The sequence below is a fragment of the Bacillus sp. SB49 genome (assembly GCF_000469135.2).
Lineage (GTDB): Bacteria > Bacillota > Bacilli > Bacillales > Halobacillaceae > Halobacillus.
Map to the genome: position 1 here is coordinate 3,165,408 of NZ_CP048117.1, position 24,931 is coordinate 3,190,338.

A 24,931-nucleotide genomic window follows, 5' to 3' on the forward strand; every position below is an offset into this window, starting at 1 on the left:
ATTACTGGTCACCATATGTAAAATTGTTTTCAGCCTCTTTTAAACTTGGTGCACTCTTATCTTTTTCTGATAATACAGGAGTGATATTTTCAGGCCAATTTATATTTATAGTAGGATCATCCCATATAATACTTCTGTCATTTTTAGGAGAATAAAACTCATCTACCTTATATTGAACTTCTGCATCCTCTGTTAGAGTTATAAAACCGTGCGCAAATCCCTTTGGAACTAGTAATTGCTTTTTATTATCTTCTGATAACTCTAAACCAAACCATTTACCATATGAAGGACTACCTTCTCTAATATCCACAGCTACATCAAATATCGATCCCTTTGTACAACGGACAAGTTTCGTTTGAGCCTTAGGATTCGTTTGGTAGTGGAGACCCCTAAGAGTACCTTTAACCGATGAGAATGAATGATTGTCTTGTGAAAATTTTATATTAATACCTACTTTGCGGAAGCTAGCCTCACTATAGGTTTCCATGAACCAACCTCTATGGTCGCCATGTATATTAGGATCGATTATTAAAACTTCTTTTAGAGGTGACTCTGCTACTTTCATTACAACACACTCCAATTAGTATTTTATTTCATCATTGGCTACTTTTAATAAATACTGACCATAACCTGTTTTAGAGAATTGTTCTCCAGACTTTATTAAGCTTTCTTTTGAAATCCACCCGTTTATGTAAGCTATTTCTTCTAATGATGCAATTTTAACACCTTGGTGCTCCTCTACTGTTTTCACAAAATTGGTGGCAGCAACTAAACTTTGATGGGTACCAGTATCTAGCCAAGTATAACCTCTTCCTAGCAATTCAACCTCTAGATTTCCCCTGGATAAGTATGCTTCGTTAATAGCTGTAATTTCTAATTCACCACGAAAGGACGGCTTAACATTTTTGGCTATTTCAACGACATTGTTATCGTAAAAGTAAAGACCGGTTATAGCATAATTAGATTTTGGAACTTTGGGCTTTTCTTCTACACTAATAACTTTACCTTTATTATCAAACTCTACTACTCCAAATCGCTCAGGGTCCTGTACATGGTAGCCAAATACAGTTGCTCCGTTTTCCTTACTAGCCGATCTTTTTAGAATTTCTCTCATACCGCTTCCATAATATATGTTATCTCCTAAAATCATTGCCACTGAATCGTCACCAATGAACTCTTCACCTATTATAAAGGCTTGGGCTAAACCTTCAGGTTCCGGTTGTATAGCGTAATCTATGTTAATTCCGTATTGTGATCCATCCCCAAAAAGTTCCGAAAAACGTGGCGTATCTTCTGGGGTGGAAATTATTAAAATATCCTTTATTCCTGCTAACATTAAAGTTGAAAGAGGGTAAAAGACCATCGGTTTATCATATATAGGTAGAAGTTGTTTGCTAGTGACCATAGTCAAAGGATGCAATCGTGTTCCGCTTCCTCCGGCCAAAATAATACCTTTCATACTAATTACCTCCTATTCAAAGAAAAATTTTTATATTTATTTTTTAGTATATCCTTTTCATAAGCTTGAAAAATAAAAATTTCATCTAACCTAATTTTGTATCTTTTCATAAATGATGCTAGCATAATTATTCCAGATAATAAGTAAGAGATTACTGAAGAAATCGCCGCTCCTAGAATACCCATATATGGGATTAAAATCACATTTAAAATGACATTTAAAATGACAGAAATTAACAGAATATAAAAACTGAATTTTTGTGCACCAATTGATTGGTATAGTGTATTAATCATTTTGAAAAAAATCATAGGAATAGTACCAATTAACAAAATTAGAGAAACATTATATGAAGACGAATACTGAACTCCATAAATAAAATCAATAAACAACTGTCCTATTAAGAAAAAGAAAAGGATTACTACTATGCATATATATATATTAATTTTTATACTAAGTTTAACTAAATATATAGAATCACTTTTGGCAGTTCTATTAAATAAAACATCCTTAAAAGCATCTGGTATAATCCATAGCATTGAAGCAAGTGTCACACCTACACTATATATACCGACTTCTTTACTTCCTACAAACAATTTAAGTATAACCACATCAATATTGTAGTTGAATATTGTAAATAAAGATATTATCATAGGAAAAAAACTAAACTTAAGAACTTCTTTTGTACTTAGTTTAAATGTGTTTTTTCCAGGTATAAGTTTGTTACTAATTAAAAATAAGAATATTTTCAGAATATTGTACGCTAATAGAACAAACAATACATACTGAACTTTACTTTCAAAACTAAAAGATAAATATATTAAAGAAATAGTATTTATTATAGAGGCTATTATTACTATTCTGTTTCTTTTGTTTACATTCAATATGATACTTAAGAAATCAAGTTGATTACTAAATTGAATAATTATACTTATGATAATTACACTTACTAAAAGTTTATTATCAAAAAAACAATAAATCACAAGTATAGCAATTGCATAGATACTAATTTGTACAAATAAAATATTTATGTAATTCCTAATTAGGTTACTTCCAGTTTTTCTTGAAAAGAATGGGTATGAAGAGGCAATATTGAATCCTATGATAATTGTTATTATATTTGATATATTTAGTATAAAAGCGTAATCGCCTCTTAATTCAGCACCTAAGTAGCGGTTAATAACTATAGTGTTAACAAAAGATAGTAATACTAATGTTATTTTTGAAATAATAGATACAAGAAATTCATTATCTCTTCTCAATAAATTCTCAACCTTACACTTTTAAATTTTGTTTATTTTATAATTAACTATCCATGTTTTAATTTTTTTGTAGTAAGAGTATCTACAATTATACTAATAATTAACAAGACAGATAAGATAAATATAACAGATCTATACAAGACGAATGGAGTGTACAAATACCACCTAAAAGTCATGACTATTAAGCAAATTCTGTATAGTTTAATGTAATTATTTTGGCTCGAAAAAAGAGACCTAATTATATAGCCTAATACAATAGCACCTACTATTACCCCAACTATTCCAAACCAAAAATAAAACCAAGAGAAATAAAAGCCCCCGCCTTTATTCAATAAATATTCAAAGGATACAGCTCCAACATCAGCATTCCTAAATCCCCCACCCAAAAATATCCCTCCTAAAAAATCGAAGAAATAGCTCTCGGTTGAGTTTACTAAATAATGTGATTTAACAATTGTAATTCCTGTGTAATATGATTGTGAAACTGTATCCGACAAAAATGCGGTCATACCATACTTATCAAAAAATATATCCTTTAAATCGCTTAATGAAAAAGCTATTCTATAAGCTGATACAATATTTGAAGCTAATATTCCTGAGATAGCCAATATTATTAATGTTCTGAGATTTATTTTGAAATCATTAATTAAAACTAAGGCAAGAATCATAGGAAAAGCAGAAGAGCGGTCTCCTCTAACTAAAGCTTGTAAAATATACATAATGGCAAAGAAATAAAGTAGAAGGAGTCTAATGTTTGACTTACCGCTATAAAACCATACAACTAAAAAGATTAAAATACTGTACTCGTATATCGTTCTAGTATTACTGTGATAGGTATCCCCCATTGAAGAACTGTAACCGAAGAACCAAAATACTAAGAGTACTAACATCCCTGCAAAAAAAATATAAAAATTATCTTTTTTTATAATTGTATTTGTAGAAGCTGTTTTTATCTTATTTAAATATTCTTTATTAATCATAATATTCAATATAATCATAACAAACAGCAATGCCTTTGATGCTATGATATTATAATCAGATGAACGTAATCCCATTTGCCAATTTAAACTTTCTGACCCTAAGACTTGACTAACTTGTAGAAGATCACCAATTGCAACAGATAAATTAACATACGCAATTAGACCAAATAAAATCAATAAGCTTGAATAAAACCTTACCTTATATATTAGATAGAATGAAATTAGAATTAAAAGAAAGCCAATTATCTTGAGTGAATTCTGTGAATTATTAAGAGTCAAAAGTATTATAGTAATTAATAGTGATATAGCTACATCATTATAAATATTAAACACTTTTATATATTTATTGTGCTGCTCATTTTTACTCATATGCACCCCAACCAAAAATAAATGATATAGACAAAACTTATAAGAGTAACTTACTTAATTTCTAAAATTATATTTTGTCTATTATCTCTAATTTATATTTCTCGTGTGTCTTTTTCGGTAACTCTAAAGTGTAAGCCCCCCCTGCTTCATTAACATATTTCCCTTGAACAGGCTCTTTCTTAGTTGCACCGGAAAGATACCATTCATATTCTATATCTAAGTGCCCTATATCTATTGCTTGCCCTCCCATTTTTCCAATATCATAGGCCAAAATTGTTGCTGTAGGACCAAGTGATATTAAGAATAAAGTTTCTTTGTTAATGTAATTCTTTACAACACCATAAATTTCATTATATTTTTTAAAAGCATTTTCGGAAGGAGCAATTATTCTTTTAATGCTTGTTGCATTATCAAGTAAATCATTACCAACACCAAATCGTGTTTGGCTGCCTTCTACAACTATAATATGTTTATCCTCCCAAATTTTTCTCCAATCGTTAAACAATGGACTAGTACAATTATTTTCTAAACCATTATAAACTCTTGTAATCAGAGCGTCAGCATACTTTTTATCAGTTTCAAGTAATTCATTCCATCTATTATAGTATTTACCAAGATGAGCATTTCGAGAATTTTTTCTTTTTCTTGAGAAGCCATTCAACTCTCCAAAGAAATTTGGTACCCCTATTAGGATTCGATCATCATTCGAAAATATTATTTCCCTTAATCTGTCACTAAGTTCTTTTGAATTCTCTTGACTAAAATACCCTCTAGAGTCTCTGTATATCCAAGATATCTCTCCATCACCAAATCGGCACAGAGATTTCTTATAGCTATTAATTAAGTCAAAAGTTTCTTTATTATTATAAAAATTTACTTTTTTAATTTTATGTTTAATGAAATTAAACTTTAATGCGTAAATTTTTGTAAGCGGTACCGCAAGAATATAGTGATATGCTTTTAAAAAAAACTTACCGTAGGGATTACCAGAAAGTACACGCTTTATATTTATTAACGTAGTCATTAAATTCATATAGCCCTCTTCCTTAATTTCTTTTCGAAAAAGATGCCAACACATCTTCTTTATATGCCTCGTAAATTTTTTTTCGATTAGAATCTAGTTTTATTAACTCAAACTCTTTTGCTTTATTAAAGTTTCTACTTGCTATCCACTCTAAATTCATATAACTAATTCTTTTTAGTATTTTACATATATCATTCGTATCACCTTTTCGAAAAACCATATCCTCTTGGATTAATTCAGGAATTCCTGCTGTAGTTGATCCAATAGCTGGACATGCTCTACTCAAAGCTTCAATCATAGCTCTAGGTAAACCTTCTTGTTTACTTGGTTGTGCATATATATCAATTGAATCCAACCATGATATTACATCTTTATTTAATAAAACACCTTTAAATCGAACTTTATCCTCCACACCAAGATTTTTAGCAATTTTTTTTAGACGGCTTTTATTACCACCTCCTACTAATTCATACTCAAAATTATAGCCTTGTTTATTTAATTTCGAAATAGCCTTAATAATATATTCCTGACCTTTATATCTAACATCAATTGCTGCTGTCGTACCTATAATTATTGGATCTTTAAAATTTCTTTTTCTCAATTTAATCATTCTCTGTTTGTACACATTATCATCTAGAGGATTCAAATATACATTAGAAGCTGGGATATTGGGGCGCTTGCATGGGTATCTTTGCTGCAACCACTTTTCAGTCACATAAGTGGCATAACTAGCATTTTTAACTCCTATATACTCATTGTAAAACATAAGTGGAGCTACCAGCTTCCCTTTTATTCCATGGTTCCAAAAAGCATCCCATGCACATCCGCCTACTTCTACCATATATTTTTTTTTCTTTTGCCGTGCTAAATCAATTGTTATATCACTAATTACACTGGGCATTCTTGCAAATATCATATCTGCTTTATCGACTTGTGTCTCTATTTGTCTCTTGTATTCCTTTTTATCGAATAACATTCCTTTAAAAGAATTAATATTAGGAATTTCAATTATTTTTATACCCTTTAGATCCACCTTGTTTAAATTTGCTTCTTTATAAGTTTTATCCAAATGAAAAGTTCGTATTACTAATATTAACTCATCAACTACATGAAAATATCTAGACAACATTTCCGAAGTAATTGTAGTATTACAATATACACCATTACTGTCTCTATACATTGGACCATCAAAACTAAATAAACCAATCATATTACTCACTACTCCCACTATCTAGGTACTTGCCATTCTTTAGTTGTATAATTATATTTTTTAACTACTTTTGCAGGAACACCAACAGCAATACTGTTATCGGGGATATTTTTATTCACAACAGAATTAGCGCCTATTACGCATCCATTACCAATTTTCACGCCCGGTAGCACACATACATTTTCACCTAGCCACACATTACTGCCTATGGTCACAGGCTTTGTTGTTAAAGGTCTATCATCAGGTGGTATAGAAGGATCTGAGTTTCTATTTGAAGAAGAATATTCACCATGGCTTATATCACTAATATATATTTTTGAAGCAAATAAGCATTTGTCACCGATAATGACTTTTTGACCCGCTGCAATATGTACATTGTCACCAATCTTACAACCTTCTCCAATTTCTAATAAGTTTTCAGGATTACTATCATTTACTACTAACATCTCAAACCTACAATTATATCCTGTAGTAAAACCCTTCCCAAAACTCATATACTTCCTTCCTCTTATAAAAATAGGTCTTCTTATCAGTCTAGCTTGCTTAAAGAAGATTTTAGTATATATAAGCGATATAGAATTTTTTATAAACTCGCTCAAACTATATGTATTTTGCACAGAAGAAAATCTCCTCTCGTTGTTTCAATAATTCTTTGTATATCTTCTTTTCAAAATAACTTCCATCCCCATTTTTTAAAGTAAATCTTCATAGATTTTAACGTAATCAAAGCTAATTTAAAGCTTTTGTGCCCCCCACGTTCCCAAGCATGTATTACTTTCGCTTCGGGATAATATATAGCTTTTGAAACTTGATTAACTCTCCTAGTTATATCAGCGTCTTCTAAATACATGAAAAATCTTTCATCAAATCCATTAATACTTAGATAAACATCACTTCTAAACACCATAAAACAACCCGAAGCGTAGTCCACACTCATAATCTGATTATAGCCTGTTGATTTCAATATGTACCTTGCTTGCCTAGAAGGAAAAAGATTAGGTGATATTCTTCTAATCATCATATCAAAAACAGTTGGATTTTGTTTACAAAGATATTGTATTGACAAATCAGTATTTAATATCTTTGGAGATAATAATCCAACTTCTTCATTTTGTTCCATATAACTAATGATTTTTCTTAAATCGTTCTCCGTTTGGATAGTTATATCTGGATTTACAACAATATGATAATCTGATCTAATTTTATCCTTTATTATGTTGTGCCCATGTGCAAATCCTTTATTATCCTTTAACGCGATGATCTCAATGGAACCAGCTATTTTTTTTGCTATTTTTAAAGTGTCATCAGAAGAATTATTATCGATTATATACAATTTGTATTCCATATCATTTGGTATATTACTAATAATACTCTCTATTGTCTCTTCAATTATATTTTCATTATTATAAGTAACGATTGCTAAACTCAGAATTACTTTCTCTTCCATCAAGTTCCCCTCACTCTTTATCATTCTTTTTTATAAGTTAAATTTCCAAATACTTTATTAATTAAACTAGACTTTTTACCTATGAATAATATTAATATCCCAAGTTTTTTGGACAAGATCATTTTACGACCACTTTCTTCTCTAATACTTTTAACTAGCCTACTTGTGTTTACATATGCTTCATCTTGTGGAAGATAAATTCCACTGGCATTTAAATCTATATACTTCTCCAAAAAATAACACAGTTTATTAACATTCAACATACTTCTTTGATTATCTATCATAGGGAATATAGGGGTTAGCAAAGCTAACTTCTTTAATGATTTAAAGTTCCCCGGGCAATCCTCTCCGTATATCATAGGTGGTCTAACAATTGTAACCTTAAAATTTTCAGACGCTAACTTCATTATTTCTTTCTCTGCATGCAACTTGCTCTTTCCATAAAGAGATATAGGATTTGGTACAGTTTTTTTAGTAATATTAACTTCCTTAGATAATTTTCCTTGCTCTCCATAAACAGCCATAGTACTCATAAATATAAATTGCTTTACACCTGATTCTTTTGCTTTTTTTGCTAATTTAACGGTTAAATTCGAATTAACTTCAAAGTATGTAAGTTCCTTTTCCTTTTTCTCTCTTTTGTGTACTATAGCCGCAACATGGAGAAGGATATTGTATTTTGAGAAGTCCTTATCAATCCATTCATCACTCTTCACACTAATTGAATCCGTTGAATAATCATTAAAATTCTGATTAATATAATTATCGAAATTTCGACCGATATAACTATTTATTCCAGTGATTAAAATACTTTTCACTACGCACTTTCTCCTTATTATTATTTACTAGGGCCTTCTACAATATTTTCTCTTTTAATTACTTTTATAAGTGTCAGAAAAATACACTTCAAATCCATAGACATGCTTATATTTCCAACATACTCTCCATCTAATTTTGCTTTCAAGTCAATTGGTACTTCATCTCTTCCATTAACTTGAGCCCATCCGGTTAACCCTGGCAAAGCATCATTTGCACCATACTTCTCTCTAGCTATTATTAAGTCCTCTTGGTTCCATAGAGCTGGTCTAGGTCCAACAAAACTCATATGGCCTAATAATATATTCCAAATTTGTGGTAATTCATCCAATGAAGTCTTACGCATGAATTTTCCTACATTAGTAATATAATTTTCTGCATTAATTAGTAAATGTGTGGGGGTATCCTTAGGAGTATCAACTTTCATAGTGCGGAATTTCAACATATAGAAGTATTTTTGATTAATCCCTACTCTTTTCTGTTTAAATAAAACAGGCCCTTTTGAATCTAACTTTAGTATTATCACGAATATAAGGATGAAAGGTGACAATAGTAAAAGTGCTGTTACTGATAACATGACATCAATAAATCTTTTTAATTTAATATACATAACTTACTCCTTTTATAAAATAAAACTGGGAAATCACTTTATATACATCTTTACGCATTATACAATTGAGGACAGCTACTCAGATAGTGCTTTATTTTTTAATAATATCTCTTCAATAAAACATAGCACGTCGCTTTTTAACTCTTTTTGATCTAAGGCTAATTCAAGTGTAGTCTTCACAAAACCTAACTTCTCTCCGACATCATAGCGCTTACCTTCAAAATCATACGCATAAACAAGCTGAATCTCATTCAACTTTTGAATAGCGTCCGTCAACTGTACCTCACCACCAGCGCCTTTCTCCTGCTTATCCAAAAACATAAAGATTTCAGGATTTAACACGTAACGTCCCATGATGGCCAAGTTAGAAGGAGCCGTCCCCAGTACAGGTTTCTCAACGAAAGCATTTACTTGATAACGACGACCATCCTGACTTTGTGGATCAATAATTCCATATCGATGTGTTTCTTCATCAGGAACAGTCTGCACACCGATGACGGAAGAAAGGGTGTCTTCGAACTGGTCCATCAGTTGTCGCAGGCAGGGCTTTTCCGCACGGACGATATCGTCCCCGAGAAGGACCGCAAACGGTTCATCGCCAATGAATTTGCGAGCACACCAGACTGCATGACCAAGGCCTTTCGGTTCTTTCTGGCGGATAAAGTGGATTTCTACATTAGAAGTGGCATTGACCTTTTCAAGGAGATCGAACTTTTCCTTTTCCATCAAGTTATTCTCGAGTTCGAAGTTCTTATCGAAGTGATCCTCGATGGCCCGTTTCCCTTTTCCGGTAACAATGATGATATCTTCGATTCCAGACTCAATCGCTTCTTCTACTATGTATTGAATCGTCGGTTTGTCGACGATCGGCAGCATTTCCTTCGGCATCGCTTTTGTTGCCGGAAGGAATCGGGTTCCGAGTCCCGCAGCGGGAATAATCGCTTTTCTTACTTTTTTCATCACTGACTCCCCCTTGGCGTTTAATGTACTTTTTCCATGATTGGTATACTTGTTAATTTATTGTTAGCTAAAGCAATGGCATAGTCTTTTATATCCTTTGCATTACTCTCTACATGCTGGTCGATCAAATATTGAACCAGTTGAAAATCGAAATCGACGGTCTTCCCGATAAAAATTTTAGGGAATACCGGTTCTTTGTTCACTTCCTTCTCACTCAACAGTTCTTCGTACATCTTCTCTCCAGGGCGGATACCGCTGAAGGCGATCGGAATCTGTTCTTCTGTAAAGCCGGAAAGATGAATAAGATTTTTCGCAAGGTCGACAATTTTGACTGGTTCTCCCATATCGAGCACAAATACTTCTCCCCCGCGGGCAAGTGCTCCTGCCTGCAGAACCAATCTAGAGGCTTCCGGAATCGTCATGAAGTAGCGCGTCATATCCGGGTGGGTTACGGTAACTGGTCCACCTGCTGCGATCTGTTTCTTGAATAGTGGAATGACACTCCCACGGCTTCCCAATACGTTCCCAAAACGGACGGCAACGAATTTCGTTTCGCTCTTCTTACTTAAGTTCTGGACAACCATTTCTGCGATTCGTTTCGTCGAACCCATCACGTTTGGCGGGTTAACCGCTTTGTCTGTGGAGACGAGCACGAAGGCTTTTACGCCTGCATGATCGGCTGCTTCTGCGACGTTCTTCGTACCGATGACGTTGTTCTTCACCGCTTCTTTCGGGTTCGCTTCCATTAACGGCACGTGTTTATGGGCTGCAGCATGATAAATATAAGACGGGTAATAGTCGGATACCACTTGGAAGATCCGTTCCCTATCCTGCACATCAGCGATGACAGTGACCAGCTCTGTCGGGATGTCTAATTGCTGTAATTCCATATGTATCGTATAAATGCTATTTTCCCCGTGTCCCAAAAGAACCAGTCGCTCCGGCTCGAACTTCACGAGCTGACGGCAGATTTCCGACCCGATACTGCCTCCCGCACCGGTGACAAGCACCGTTCTTCCTTTCACTTCCGATTCAATCGATTGGATGTCGAGTTCCACCGGCTCTCTTCCGAGCAGGTCTTCGATCTGGACATCCCGGATCTGGTTGACAGATACGTTTCCGAAGGCGATATCTTCAATCATCGGCAGCGTCTGTACGTTCTTGACTACTCCCTTTGCGTCATGAATGATATCTTTCACCCGTTCATGGTCGACCGAAGGCATCGCCATGACGATATGGTTCACGGTATGTTTTTCCGCGATCGCTTGGATGTTCCTCGTACTACCCAGGACAGGTAAGTGCGCGACTGTCAGTCCATGCATCGTAAAGTCATCATCGACAAAGCCGATCACGTCTGCATTAAATTCCTTTGAATTCCTCATCTGCCTTGCAAGCATCCGTCCGGCAGAACCAGCACCGACGATCAGCGTGCGCTGGCGGTTTGGATCGCGGAGGACCACTTTCGCTTTCTTCCTTCTAGGCTTCAGCGTCAGGCCGTACGTTTTATAGTACTGCCACGTGAAGCGAATTCCACCGAGAAGAAGGATATGCAGCATCCACGCAACCGTCAGCGCCCTCTCATAGATATTTCCGAAGGCTGCCAGCTGAATGACGGCAGCGGATAGGATCGAGAGCGTGACGACGGCGATGATACCGATCAATTCTTCGATACTCGCATAGCGCCATTTCATCTTGTACAAGCCGAACAGGCTGGAGTATGTATGATGCGTGATCAGCAGCACTGCAGATAAAACGATCATTTTCGCATCGAACACGTTGACGTATGGATTTAAGAAAAAGTGCGACATATAAATAGAGAACGCGACGATGATCGAATCGATGCCCATCAATAGTAATAGTCGTTTCCGATAAGCAGCTGTCATTAGTCCATCCTTCTCCTTTCTTATTCTTATATTTCCAATCTTGGATTGTGTGTGTGAATCATTTATCCTGCTTTGTAACATAATTGCAACATTGGCTATTGTAACAGGTTTTACTAGGATAATGAAGGTATGAAAAGGACAATTTTACAATCTTTTATAAAAATGTTTGTTAACCGCTTTCTTTTTCCTACAAGTTGTTAAGTTTATTTAAAAAAAGGGAGTAACAATAGACTATTACCTCGACTAAAGTTACTCCAAAAGAAAGATACAATGGTTAAAAAAGACCTAAGAATTTAGTTTTCCTTACATGTTCCGGCGGGTAAGCCTGCAGAACCCGGTTTCCGACGATGTCTTCTGCGTTCTCCCTCAGCATATAGACCATATCCATTCCGAAGTTCTTCTCGACCGTCTCATAGGCTTCCGATAAACAGAACCCTCTCGTATCCGTATTGTGGGCATCTGTCGCAATCAAGTGAGCTAGGTTCGCTTCCAGCAGCTGTTCGGAGAACTTCTTGATCTTCTTGCCGAACTTGCCGCACACGCTTCCGGCCGTTAGTTGGGCGAAAGCTCCCTTCTTTACAAAAGAGTAAAGGATGTCCGGCTTCTCCATGATCGCCTTATTCCGCTCCGGATGGACAATGATCGGCGTGTAGCCGGCGACTTGAATCTCAAAGAAGAGCTCGGATGCATAACGCGGTACAGAAGAAGAGGGGAATTCGACCAGCACATAGCTGCTGTCTACCTGTATAGGAAGAATCTCTTCTTGTTCCAAACCTGCGATGAATTCGCCGTACACTCTTGTTTCCTGCCCCGGAAGGACCTCCAGTTTAATACCCCGCTCCTGAAAGGTTCTGTTCAGCTCCGAAACCTGCAGAATAATGTCATGCTTGTAATTGTCATACCGGCCGTTCTTATGATGGGGGGTTGCAATGATCGTATGTATGCCGTCTGCCTCTGCTGCACGGGCCATCTGGACACTTTCTTCAATCGTCTGAGCGCCGTCATCGACACCGGGTAAGATATGACTATGTAAATCTATCAATCGTCCTGCTCCCTTACAAAATATTTCTTTTTCCGCTATTTTCTAACTAAAATGGTTCCTGTTAGATACTGAAACTTATTATAACAATTTAGGACAAATTATTGAATACTTTTATCTATTTTTCTTTTATTTTTATCCTTTTCAGGGAAAAAGAACAAAAAAAGAGAGTCCTTAGACTCTCTTTTCCTATTGGCCGTAATAGTAGTAATAATTACTCTTCTTGATATCCTGATCATTCAGCACGACGCCAAGGATGTTCGCCTGCGCCTGGACCAGCTGATCCTTCGCTTTCAAGATCGATTCTTTCTCGGTCTGCTTGCTGCGGACGACGAGGACGACACCGTCGACGAAATTCGCAAGCACCTGAGAATCTGTCACCGCATGGACGGGAGGGGTATCAAAGATGATCATGTCATACATGCCCTTCGCTTCTTCGATGAAAGCCTCCATCTTGTTCGAGCCGAGCAGCTCGGACGGATTCGGCGGAATCGGTCCGCATGTCAAGACGTCCAGCTTGCTCAAGTCCGTCTGGTGGACGATATTCCCCAGCTTCTGAGCTCCAATCAAGTAATTACTCAAGCCTTCCGTATTGGAAACGCGGAAGGTGTAATGAATCGTCGGCTTCCGTAAATCAGCATCGACAAGGAGTGTCCGCTTGCCCTGCTGGGCGAAGACGACGGCGACGTTCGCTGCCGTTACGGATTTCCCTTCCGATGGGTTCGCTGACGTCACGACCATCGTCGAAACGTCCTGGTCGACGGATGTGTACTGCAGGTTGGTACGGATCGTCCGGAACTGTTCGGCGATCGGGGATTTCGGATTATCATGGGCGATCAACGTCTTCGCCCGTGTTTGCACTGCTGCTTTCTTCTTACGTGCCAACAGACTCACCTCTTACTTCTCTGAGTTGTTTCTTATTCGAACGGCCCTGTACCATATCACTCGGTGAAATGGTCGTTACGACTCCAAGGACAGGCAGATCAAGAATATCATCGATATCCTGTTCGGACTTGACGGTGTTATCCAAGTATTCAAGCAGGAAGGCGATTCCGACACCAAGCATCAACCCGACAACAAGGGCGATCGCGATATTCAACGTCGTATTCGGGCTGACCGGTGCAGGGTCCGCTCCGACAGACGCTTCTGTCAGCACCTGGATGTTATCGACACCGTTCATCAAGGTCGGTACTTCTTCCTTGAAGATTTCGACCGTCGTATTGGCAATGTCCGCAGCCATCAGCGCATTCGCATCCGTTGCTGTGACATTCACGACTTGGGATTCTGCCGCATTCGCGACGGTGATTTTACTGGATAAAGCTTCTGCTGATAGGTCGAGATTCAATTCTTCCGCCACGCGATCGAGGATGCGCGGACTTTCAATGATGACATTGTATGTATTGATGAGTTCGACGTTTGTCCGGATTTCATTGATATCATAGGCGGCATTCGCCTTCTGTTCCTGGGACTGGTTGACGATGAACTGAGAAGAAGACTCGTAGGTAGGAGTGACTAGGAAAATCGTATAAGCAGCACTAAGAACCGCTGCTCCGACTGCCAAAGCGATGATGAGCCAGATTCTCTTCTTGATGACCTCGAAAATTTCTTTCAAGGAAATTGTCTCTTCCATTAATAAACCTCCAATTTATGTCGAAATTACAGATAGGGATATTATAGCACACTCTTTTTCTAGAAAAATAGAACATTAGGAAATTTTTCTAAACCTTTACGTGCTATGTCCCCCGCCATTGTAATCATCGGAACAGAACGGAGAACTTAAAGGAAAACGCTTAAAATCCATCCCTTTGACCTATGAATTGCATAAGTTTGTAAAAATCGGTCGAATGAACGCAAACGGAAGAATGGAACATGTATAATGGTAATAATTATCTCTATTTACAGAAAGGTGTGAGTCTATGAATAAAAAGTACTTCCTGCTCGTACTGGCAGGAATCATCGTCGTCGGTGCCGCGGCCTTCTTCACGATGAACGCCGTCCAGGCCGATAGCGTGGACGAGCTGTATAAAGAAGCGAAGGCGGCTTACGATGACGAAGACTACGAAAAGAGCGTGGAACTCTATCAGGATGTCCTCGATATGGATGCCGCGCATGAGAAGGCAAGGCTCGAACTCGGGAAATCATACATAGCCTTATCCGACTACGAAGCAGCCATCCGCACGTTGAACGACGGCATCTATGAAGTGCCGGAGCGTGCCTCCAACTACCTGCTTCTCTCTGATGTCTACCTCAATCAGGAGAACGTGGAGAAAGCATTGGAAACATTGGATAAAGGCCAAAAGTACAGTGAAGCAGCTTCCATCAAGGAAGCGCATGACGCCATCACCTCCAACATTTTCGTTAACGTCGACGGTCCGATGATCCAGAAAGGCTACGACCGTGAACTTGAACTCGTCTGGGAAAGCAAGGAAGGGAACCTCGTCCCTCTCCCTGCCGAATGGGAAGTGGAAGACCCTGCCGTCGGTGACATAGCGAAAGAAGAAGATACCGTCACCTTCACATCAGCCGCTGTCGGCAAAACGAATGTGAACGCCAACTGGGAATCGATCACCCAGTCCATTGAACTGGAAGTGGCCGATCAGGTCTTGAAGGAAGTGACCGTCACTCCGGAAGAAATCGATCCCTTAGCTGTCGGAGAGACCCTCGAGCTGTCCGTCACCGGTGTCGATGAAGCCGGAGAAGAAATGGCCTTCACACCAGAGTGGGAAGTGAGCAAAGACTTCTTCTCGATTGAACCAGGAGAAGATCAGAACGTGACGATCACCGCGGAGAAGGAAGGGAAAGACACCCTGATTGTCCGCTACCAGAACTACCAGGAAGGCATTGATATCTACGTGGAAGGCGAGAACAAATACGTCCGCACAGAAGTAGTCGGAGAAGGACAGGTCACCGTCTTTCCAGCCGAAGAAAGCTTCCCTGTCGGAGAAGACATCACCATCGAAGCCAGACCGGCAGAGGGATGGGAATTCGTCCGCTGGGAAGGCGACATAGACGCAGACGGTCCTAAAGTGAATCTGACCATCGAAGATCACATCAACGCAACCGCCGTCTTCGAGAAAGTAGGACACAACCTGGAACTATCCATCGAAGGGGAAGGACAAATTATCCGCGACTCCCTGGCAGCCACCTACGCCCATAACGCCGAAGTCTCTCTTCGCGCCCGCGCCGACCAAGGATGGGAATTCGTCCGCTGGGAAGGTTCACAAACCGGCAGCGAATCCGATATCGAAGTCCTCATGGATGACGATAAAGCATTGAAAGCCGTCTTCCAGCAAGTCGGTGCAGAAGAGGAAGAAGAACAGGAAGAGGAAACGACAGATGAGACAGAAGCTTCCTCCGCTGCCTACAGCCTCAACCTCGCCATCAACGGCAACGGAAGAATAACGAAGAGCAAATCAGGAAGCAGTTTCCCGGAAGATACCGACGTCACCATCACCGCCATACCGGCAGATGGATGGACCTTCAAAGGCTGGAGCACAGGCAGCTACTCCTCCAGCCTGACCGTGACCATGAACCAAAACCGGGCCATGACCGCAACATTCGAGAAGAAAGCCTCCCAACCGGCCCCAACGCCGGCACCGGAGCCGAAACCGGAACCGAAGCCCGATCCGAAGCCTGAACCAGAACCGGAACAGTTCAGCCTTTCGACATCCGTAGAAGGACAAGGCAGCATCCAGGCCTCCGACCGCAGCGTGCGTGCCGGCAGGAATATAACCGTGACGGCTGTACCCGCTGAAGGCTGGTCGTTTGTCAGATGGTCTGGAGACATCAGTGGATCGAGTCCGTCAGCGACGTTTATGATGGATCGGAATAAGAGTGTGACGGCTGTGTTTGAGGAGAATTAACAGCAAGCCATATTTGCGATAATGAATCTTCATCTATCATAACGAATAAAAAGGATGATCTTGATTACTGCTCAAGATCATCCTTTTTCAATGCTGAAATCTGGTTTAAGTATCAGAGATTATACTTCCAATAATTCTTTTACTTCTTCTATCCGCTTTTCACTATTGTATTTTAGAACTTCTGCAAACTTATCCCTGTAATTCTTTTTGTGCTTCGCTAGGGAATAGGCTTGTCTGAACTCTTTTTCTGCATCGTCATGTTCTCCCAATTTCTCTAGAGCTAATCCAGCATGATGATAGGCACTTGCTAATTTAGGATCTAATTCATACGCGATCTTATTCGCCTCATAAGATTCTTTGTAACGCCCTATCGCTCTGAGACAAATCCCCAGGTGATGATGTGCCTTTTCGTTGTGTGGACTAAGTTCTGTCGCACGCTTTTGGTGGATATAAGCTTCTTTATGTTCTTTCAAGTGATACAAAGTAATTCCCAGAACGTGATGAACAATGTCATTGTCCGGCTCAAGATCGGCTGCTCTGGAAACAAGTTCCTTTGCATCCACAAAGTTCTTCACTTCAATTAGATCTAAAGCAGCCAACACTTTGTCTCTGACACCATTAGACATGGTACTCTTTTCAGGCATCTCTACAAAGGGGGTCCCATCGATAAAGTCGCTGAGTATTCTCTTGAAGCCATACTTCTTACTCAGATATAAAGGGGTCTTGTGTGCAATACCTTTCATACTGATACATTGCACATTAGGTAAGTGACTCAACTGCTGGACGGCAAGAAGATCATTATAATCCGTTTCACCTTGGTAGCTTAGAATACTGCATTCGCTCTTTTCTACTAAAGGAACGATACTCTTATATTTAAATTGGTATCCACTTTTAGCTAAACGGAAGCTTTGGCTTCCTCTAGTTCCAAGGACGACCCTTGCACCAAAGGATAACACCTTGCAATTCAGAAGTGCACCATACATAATAGCTGCATAAGCTCCCATGCTGCTTCCAATAGTAATGATATTATCTGCTCCTAATCTCTTCTTTAATTCGTTTATCTCTTGAACTGTTTCTTCTACAGTCACCCCGAGTCCCTCTATACCGTCTTGATACCATGTATTCTTGTCATTGAGATACAGTTTATGAACGGGTAAGTCTATTGTCTGTTTGTAAAATACGAATTTACCAGGCTGCATACCTACACTAGAGAATATTAACGCTAAAGTCTTCGCTCCTTCATGAGGAACAAATTTATAATAAGTATCTTCCACTTTTTCCAATAATGCCGACATAAGAAAGCCCCTTTATGAACTGAAATTCTAAAAAAACACATTTTCTTCATCATATTTCATTTCTGGTGTACGTAATTAAAGCGCATGATAGATCTCTACAGTGTCAACATTAACACCATCAGAAGATCGGAAGGAGTAGTCATAGTCCGCTGTATGATACAACATTAAGGTTGAACCACTTTCTAAATCAGGGTCTCCCAGCTCTCCTTTTAAGTTAGCTACAGCGACGTCTATGTCTTCAATAATAAATTTCTCAGCTTTAGAATCTTCCCCAAATACAGCCATTAACCCATTGCTGTATCTGTACTCATTCCCTACCAATAAAGGCTCGCCGTAATTTCGGTCCAGTACAACTTTACTTTTACCTAATTCATTTTTCGACAAGTCGATCAAAGGCTTTGTTTCACTTATGAAAACTTCTTCGACCTCTTCTTCCGTATAGGAAGGGGAAGTTATTTCACTTGTAGAGTCCTCTTGAATCCATGCTTTTTTGTTGTTATCCACGCTTACTTTCAACCACTCTTCACCATTCGTATCTTTTTCTTTCTCCAACACCAGCAGAGATTCTGAAAACATCACATTACCTGAGTCCTCAGATTCTGCATCAGGAGAACTCTTTAACACTGCGCCCTCCGGTTCAGTTACATAACGGGCTTCTGTGTCCGTATTTTCCGTACTATTTTCCGTAGTCTCTACAACATCGTTTTCTTCCTTGTCGCTTATTGTTTTTTCAACCTGAACATTACTCGTCGTAAGAGCATTTACATACTCAGTAATATCGTTCTTGGACATATACGTAAAAGAAACCAAGATCAACATGAATATAGTAAGCAATGTATTCTTTACAGCTTTTTTTCTCTTTCTTCTTTTCTTCTTTTTAAGCTTTTCCTTGCTTACAGTAGCTTCTTTGACTTCTGCTTGCTTACTGATTCCTTGTTCTTTAAATGCTTGTTGGTCTTTTTTGCTCATTTTCTTATAATCATTTATGAATTCTGTGTATTTAGGCAGAACCTCATGTATATCTCCTTGATCCCTTACCTCACCATGCTCAAGCCAGACGGCCTTTGTACAAAAGCTTCTTACTTGAGCTGCCGAGTGACTGACGAAGAATATTGTCTTCCCCTGAGCCTTGAATTCATTCAATTTATCCAAACACTTATCTGCAAAGGTTTGATCCCCAACAGAAAGAGCTTCATCTATAATCAACACATCTGGATCGACACTGACGGAGATCGCAAAACCTAACCTTGACCTCATTCCACTTGAGTACTTCTTTACCGGCATATCAATAAACTTACCAATATCAGCAAAGTCGATAATCTCCGGCTCCAAGTCTTTGATTTCTTCTTTTTTAATACCCATCATCAGGCATTTCAGCTCAATATTTTCTCTACCTGTCAATTCTTTATTTAATCCAGCAGAAACTGCAATTAATGCAACTTCTCCTCTGACAGTAATGCTTCCATAGGTAGGCGCTGTTACATTCGCGATCAGGTTGGAAATCGTTGACTTACCGGAACCGTTGATTCCTATAACTCCTACAATGTCTCCAGGTCTCGCCTCGAAGCTGATATTTCGGACAGCATAGAAATCGTTCTCAGAACTCCCGGTCGAGAACAGACTCTTTAATTTATCGGACTTCTTACTATGCATCTTATATCGTTTTGTTACGTTATGAAGCTTAACTGAAAAACTCATGATATTAAGACCTCTCTATAAATAATCTACGAAATGCTTCTTAAACTTCATGTGGAGACTTGCCCCTACTATGAGCATACATATAACTAAAGTCCAGAAATAAAGTGTGTATCCTACATCTTCAAAAAACCAGCGGCCTCCTATAAATGCGTCTCTATAGCCTTCAACAATATAATATAGAGGATTAATCTTAAGGATGGTTTCCACCAGATTTTTCATCGACTCGGGAAGACTATCGGTTGTCCACAGAATAGGTGTTAAATACAGCAGCATACGAATTACCGAACGTAAGCCTGTCTGAATATCCCGCACAACTGTAGTTAAAGTGGAGAATATAAGTGCAAAGGCAAAAATAAAGCTTACCAAAGCAAACATATAGTAGGGTAACTGAATAAAGTAGATGGATATCCCACCTGCAAAGATAATATAAATAATGGTTAGAAATGTCCCTAGGAAAAGGTGTTGATAAAAGGACGATAATATAACAAAACTAGGAATGGCACTGACAGGAAAATTCATTTTGGATATTAAATTCAGTCTAGAATGAATAGACCTCGATCCGTTCATTGCCGCCGCATTGAAGAAAAACCAGACGAACATGCCGATGGACAACCAATAAACAAAAGGGACTCCGTTGACATCTTCCCCACCACGAATACCTATGCCGAATACAAACCAATAAATTAGTAATTGGATGATCGGGTTGATTATCTCCCAAGCCATACCCAGATAATGGTTACTGTTATTGCTTTTCATTTGAAAAATGGACAATCGCTTAATTAAATACGCACTGCCGATTTGTTCTCGTAATAATTTGATTGTGGAATTCACAAGCAGTTTCCTCACGATCTTTACTGTATTTAAAGCATTTTACTATGTATCTTTAATCTCTAAGAGAAAATTTTAACACATTATCCTTACTTTTTACTAGACTGGAAAAGAATATCTGTCTGTCATTTCTGAATTGAATAATATTATCTCTGTGTCATTTGTTGCAGCTATATCACCATAGGTCCTCTATTTCCTTAAGAAATCGATACTGGCAAAAGCAGCCTATTTTACTGATTCCCTGCAGACTATTGTCTAACCTTGGCAATTTAGGTAGAATATAAAAGTATGACAATTAGGAGAATTCCACATAATTTGTAATTATAGATGATTATGTTATTAAAATATTGTATATAAAAGAAAGGATGATAGATACATATGGCAAACACCCCGTTTAAAAACGCTTTGTTCCTCTCCAACTTCACCATTGATATGGGGGACCCAAATTTCCGTACAGGTGCTTACTCCAAGTTCCTGGAGCCGATGGCTGATTCTTTATCAAAGATCAGTGATGTAGATGTCAAGTTCCTGGCTTCTAAACACACGTTTGACTCGATCACGAGGGATGCTAAAGCATCCAAAATAAAGAAAGACAATACGTTCATTGTCGATTACCAACGTAGTATCGATATCTTCGGATTCGGGGACTGGTTTATCCGCAAATCTTATAATGACGAGTTTACGAATGAAGAGAAAGCTTATATATCCGGCTATTTCAAGTCATTATTCGGTAACTGGGAGCCTGATCTTATCGTAAGCTGGGAATTCCCGACTACCATCCTGCGGTCTCTGTTCCCAGATGCTTTAGTCATTGACCTCATGCCTGGTTTGTTTATGAGACCTCCCTACCCAAGGACTATTTCCATTGATCCATCAGGTCTATACAAAGACAGTGCTTTTTCCAGCCAGATAGATCCTTCAACACGTGCGAAAGCTACAGATCAGGAATTGGATAATTATTATCGGATCAGAGATCACTATGAAACCTTCTATCGTGATCATAAAACAAAAGATATGATTCTATCCAAATTCCAAAACCCTGAGAAATTCAACAAGTTCGCATTAGTTCCTTTGCAGATTTCCCAGTACTTTGGCTTCCATGAGAATACACCTTATACATCACAATTCGATTTCTTATTAGATGTCCTCAGAAATACGCCGGAGGATACGGGGGTTATTGCTACACAGTATATTAGTGGTCTATTACAGGAAAAAGCTATCAATGACAAGAACATAGACTTCCTTCATGCTAACTTCCCGAATTTCCTTTACTCTAAAGAATTCGAGAAAGTAGACAACATATCCCAGTATATCGTTCCGTGGGCAGATATTACTTATTCCGTCTCCAGTACAATCGGCTTACAGACGAAATTCTTTGATAAGAAATTGATTTCCCCTTCCAGATCCCATCTGGCATATTTTGCAGACGAGACAGAACTGGGTAAGGATGGTTCAAACGAACACAATGATCATAATATGGCTTTGCTGTTGAATAGAGGTACATTCCTTGAGTCCCGACTTATCAATGAACCACAGTACCTGCTGGATATATTCACAGAAATGGCCGCTAACAAAAAGAATGGTAAAACTGGAATCGATCTCTTAGCTGGTCGTACCATCCATAAAGCCAATAAAGAAACACCGCTTCATTACATCGCTACATCCTCTCAACATGCAGCCGAGCGTCAACTGGCCAAACTTGGTGGATCAGCTGCCAAGTCTAAGAAAAATGAGTTGAAGGATATTCTTAATAAAATGGAAGAAGCCAGCATCGTTTCCTTCGACGTATTTGACACGTTGCTTTGTCGTTCTGTGTTCAAGCCGGAAGATGTCTTCCTCCTCATGCAGAAGGAACTGGCTTCAGGAGAGAAGAAGATAGATATTCCTTCTCACATCATCGGTGCGTTCGCTGAATTGCGGAAAGGCGTGGAAAGACAGTTAAGACAGGAAAGAGATGCAGCGTTAAAACTTCCAGAGTGTGAGCTGCAGGAAGAAATCCTTATTGAGGATGTGTACCGCATCCTGATCGAACAATTCGGCGGAAGTGCAAACGCTGCTCAGGAACTTGTAGATTTTGAGCAGGAAATGGAGTTCCGCATATTAAAACCGCGGCCGGTCGGTAAGTTCCTATTTGACGAAGCTGTCCGCGCTGGAAAACAAGTGATTATCATTTCTGATTTCATTCATGATAAAGTCTTTGTCAGCCAAGCACTTAAAAATGCCGGAATCACACAATATGATCATCTGTTCGTCTCTGCAAATGCTGGTATGAAGAAACACTCCGGTGATCTCTTCCATCATGTCGTAGAGCAGTTGAGTCTTGATACTAACAGTGTTCTTCATATTGGGGATAATGCGATAGGAGACCTAGCTAAAGGACATGAAGCTGGTTGGACGACCATGCGGATTACTTCAGCAAGGGAAAGAGCATTGGATATCCTTAAAAACCGTGATCTCTCTCCGGCAATCGTCGATAAGAGCTTCTTCCTGCGTACATCTCTGTCGCTATTTGCCGAAGAGTTCTTCAACACGAAGACATACAATCCGGACACTCCTAAGAATGAGAAGGAGAATCGCAATATTGTAGAAAGCGGTTTTGAGTTCGGATACCTGGCCTTGGGTCCAATCATGTACAATTTCTCCGAATGGATTCTTAAGCAGGCGAAAGACAAGGGCTGCACTTCCATCGTCTTCTTTGCCAGGGACTGTTACCTGCCTCATAAAGTTACAAAGAAAATTCTTGAAACGAGACAGGATGACAGCATAGAAGTGCATTACATCCCAGCCTCCAGAAAAGGTTTGATGGGGCTTAACCTGTATCAGCCGGAAGATTTCCTAAAAGTACGGATCGATGATTTCAACAGACGTAAGACGCTTGCAGATTTGATCGAGAGCCGTTTCGGGTTGGATCCTTACACCTTCTCCCAAGCCACTTTGGACAAATGGGGCGTAGAGGATATTGATGTAGAAGTCCGCTATGTAACATCTGCCGCAGTTTATGGTATCGTTCTTGCCCACGTAAGAAACAACTGGGAAGACGTATCTGCCATGCTTGACGATAAGCGTGATGTGTACACGAGGAAGTTGAAGGAAATTGGAGTCGACTTGAGCAAGGATACTCTGGCGCTGGACTTCGGATACAAAGGATCCACTCACAAAATGATCCGTGAACTGTTCCAAGGAGAATTCCATCCTGCATTCTTCATGACCTTTGCAGATGATTTCGGCAGAGATCCTATCGAGAATGCCGCAAGCTTCTACATGACGAATTTGAACCCTGTTCATAAGAACGGTAACATCATGTTAAGTCATAACTTGATTATCGAAACGTTAGTCAACGAACCTACCGGAAGCTTGATCGAAGTCATAGAACAAGATGGAGAGATAAGGACGGTAAAAGAAGAATTGGGTTCCGCCGATCACTTATCCAAGGTCAATGCGATCCACCAGGGTGTATTGAAGTTTGCTGACAGCTGGCTGGGAAGTTTCCAGGCCTTCCCTTCCTCTCTCGCTACGTTGGAAATGAATTCAGCCGAGTACTTCCTTTCCTCTATTTTGAGAAAGCCGGTCGTAGAGGAAACGGACGTGTTGAAAGGTTTATTGTTTGATAATGCATTCGCAGGACATGCCAACCGTTATATCCTTTCTCCAAATGCAGGGGCAAAAGACAACCAGAGTATTTGGAAAGAGGGTCATCGCGTCTATCAAGCGAGCATTCCAAAAAAAAACAGCAATCCGGTAAAAAAGCCCGCACCGAAAAAAAAGCCTGAACCACCAGTAAAACAAGTAAATACACCGGCTCCTGCTCCCGCAAAACCAAAGCAGCAAGCTGCTCCGAAGAAACCGGCAGCTAAAGCTGTACCGGAGAAGAAAAAAGCCGTGAAGAAACCGGCGAAAATCGTACTGCAGAAGAATAAAGTTATGATCGGAGATCAAAGCTATCCTAAGCAGATAACTGCACTTAAAGTGCTGCATAGAAATGAATTTATCGAGGTCATCTCCTGGCTGGCTAAACTTACTCCATCCGAGGAAGTTCGAAGAAGCTATGCGGATATGATCAAAGAAAATCCCAAAACATATGTAGCTGCCAGGTTATTGAACGAGTATGGCGGTATTTCAAAAGCAGATATCTCCAAGAAAGATAAGCTGCGTTCCTATAGAAGCCTGATGATGAAAAAATAAACGGAATCA

Annotated in this window: 20 protein-coding genes; 2 read left to right on the plus strand and 18 right to left on the minus strand. The window is 39.0% G+C overall.

Translation table 11 applies throughout. The features are described 5' to 3' along the window. Position 1: 1 nt before the first annotated feature. From rfbC to M662_RS16650, 15 genes are all read right to left on the minus strand, one after another. Positions 2-565, minus strand: coding sequence for a dTDP-4-dehydrorhamnose 3,5-epimerase (gene rfbC / locus M662_RS16580; RefSeq protein ID WP_026577957.1), 564 nt, complete (start codon positions 563-565; stop codon positions 2-4). 15 nt (positions 566-580) lie between these two features. Continuing rightward, positions 581-1,459, minus strand: coding sequence for a glucose-1-phosphate thymidylyltransferase RfbA (gene rfbA, locus M662_RS16585; protein ID WP_026577956.1), 879 nt, complete (start codon positions 1,457-1,459; stop codon positions 581-583). Positions 1,460-1,464: 5 nt separating this feature from the next. Further along, a complete protein-coding gene (locus tag M662_RS16590; RefSeq protein WP_026577955.1) occupies positions 1,465-2,718 on the minus strand; it encodes an oligosaccharide flippase family protein in 1,254 nt (417 codons plus the stop codon). 47 nt (positions 2,719-2,765) lie between these two features. Then, a complete protein-coding gene (locus M662_RS16595; RefSeq protein WP_162129316.1) occupies positions 2,766-4,067 on the minus strand; it encodes a hypothetical protein in 1,302 nt (433 codons plus the stop codon). Between the two features lie 67 nt (positions 4,068-4,134). Continuing rightward, entirely contained in the window at positions 4,135-5,100 is a 966-nt protein-coding gene (locus M662_RS16600; protein WP_051348900.1) for a GT-D fold domain-containing glycosyltransferase, read from the minus strand. A 13-nt stretch (positions 5,101-5,113) separates the two neighbouring features. Beyond that, positions 5,114-6,301: a glycosyltransferase gene (locus M662_RS16605; RefSeq protein ID WP_026577952.1), complete on the minus strand. Its 1,188-nt coding sequence runs from the start codon at positions 6,299-6,301 to the stop codon at positions 5,114-5,116. 17 nt (positions 6,302-6,318) lie between these two features. Further along, positions 6,319-6,918: a DapH/DapD/GlmU-related protein gene (locus M662_RS16610; RefSeq protein WP_035388173.1), complete on the minus strand. Its 600-nt coding sequence runs from the start codon at positions 6,916-6,918 to the stop codon at positions 6,319-6,321. 50 nt (positions 6,919-6,968) lie between these two features. Continuing rightward, entirely contained in the window at positions 6,969-7,748 is a 780-nt protein-coding gene (locus M662_RS16615; protein ID WP_035388172.1) for a glycosyltransferase family 2 protein, read from the minus strand. Between the two features lie 20 nt (positions 7,749-7,768). Further along, entirely contained in the window at positions 7,769-8,566 is a 798-nt protein-coding gene (locus M662_RS16620; protein ID WP_051348899.1) for an NAD-dependent epimerase/dehydratase family protein, read from the minus strand. A gap of 20 nt (positions 8,567-8,586) precedes the next feature. After that, the gene (locus tag M662_RS16625) at positions 8,587-9,174 is read right to left on the minus strand and encodes a sugar transferase (protein WP_026577949.1); all 588 of its coding nucleotides are present in this window, start codon (positions 9,172-9,174) and stop codon (positions 8,587-8,589) included. A gap of 75 nt (positions 9,175-9,249) precedes the next feature. Then, positions 9,250-10,134 carry a UTP--glucose-1-phosphate uridylyltransferase GalU gene (galU, locus tag M662_RS16630; RefSeq protein ID WP_026577948.1) on the minus strand — a complete coding sequence of 295 codons (885 nt, stop codon included), beginning with the start codon at positions 10,132-10,134 and terminating at the stop codon, positions 9,250-9,252. Positions 10,135-10,154: 20 nt separating this feature from the next. Next, on the minus strand, positions 10,155-12,017 hold the full coding sequence (locus M662_RS16635; RefSeq protein ID WP_026577947.1) for a polysaccharide biosynthesis protein: 1,863 nt from the start codon (positions 12,015-12,017) through the stop codon (positions 10,155-10,157). A 274-nt stretch (positions 12,018-12,291) separates the two neighbouring features. Next, positions 12,292-13,059 (minus strand): tyrosine-protein phosphatase, encoded by a 768-nt coding sequence (locus M662_RS16640; RefSeq protein ID WP_026577946.1) that lies wholly within the window; start codon positions 13,057-13,059, stop codon positions 12,292-12,294. 186 nt (positions 13,060-13,245) lie between these two features. Further along, entirely contained in the window at positions 13,246-13,941 is a 696-nt protein-coding gene (locus tag M662_RS16645) for a CpsD/CapB family tyrosine-protein kinase (protein WP_026577945.1), read from the minus strand. Continuing rightward, positions 13,931-14,686, minus strand: a complete 756-nt coding sequence (locus tag M662_RS16650; protein ID WP_026577944.1) for a YveK family protein — start codon at positions 14,684-14,686, stop codon at positions 13,931-13,933. Before M662_RS16650 ends, M662_RS16645 begins: the two co-directional genes overlap by 11 nt. A 286-nt stretch (positions 14,687-14,972) precedes the next feature. On the opposite strand from M662_RS16650, the gene M662_RS16655 reads away from it, so the two are divergent. Further along, complete coding sequence (locus M662_RS16655; RefSeq protein WP_026577943.1) at positions 14,973-16,919, plus strand: InlB B-repeat-containing protein; 1,947 nt, start codon at positions 14,973-14,975, stop codon at positions 16,917-16,919. Between the two features lie 119 nt (positions 16,920-17,038). Here the strand turns inward: M662_RS16655 and M662_RS16660 are convergent, their stop codons facing one another. From M662_RS16660 to M662_RS16670, 3 genes are all read right to left on the minus strand, one after another. Beyond that, complete coding sequence (locus M662_RS16660; RefSeq protein WP_026577942.1) at positions 17,039-18,214, minus strand: tetratricopeptide repeat protein; 1,176 nt, start codon at positions 18,212-18,214, stop codon at positions 17,039-17,041. Positions 18,215-18,289: 75 nt separating this feature from the next. After that, on the minus strand, positions 18,290-19,912 hold the full coding sequence (gene tagH / locus M662_RS16665) for a teichoic acids export ABC transporter ATP-binding subunit TagH (protein WP_026577941.1): 1,623 nt from the start codon (positions 19,910-19,912) through the stop codon (positions 18,290-18,292). Between the two features lie 15 nt (positions 19,913-19,927). Next, the gene (locus M662_RS16670) at positions 19,928-20,743 is read right to left on the minus strand and encodes an ABC transporter permease (RefSeq protein ID WP_026577940.1); all 816 of its coding nucleotides are present in this window, start codon (positions 20,741-20,743) and stop codon (positions 19,928-19,930) included. Between the two features lie 375 nt (positions 20,744-21,118). Here M662_RS16670 and M662_RS16675 point away from each other — a divergent pair, with 375 nt between their 5' ends. Further along, on the plus strand, positions 21,119-24,922 hold the full coding sequence (locus M662_RS16675; protein ID WP_026577939.1) for an HAD-IA family hydrolase: 3,804 nt from the start codon (positions 21,119-21,121) through the stop codon (positions 24,920-24,922). The last annotated feature ends 9 nt before the right edge of the window (positions 24,923-24,931 follow it).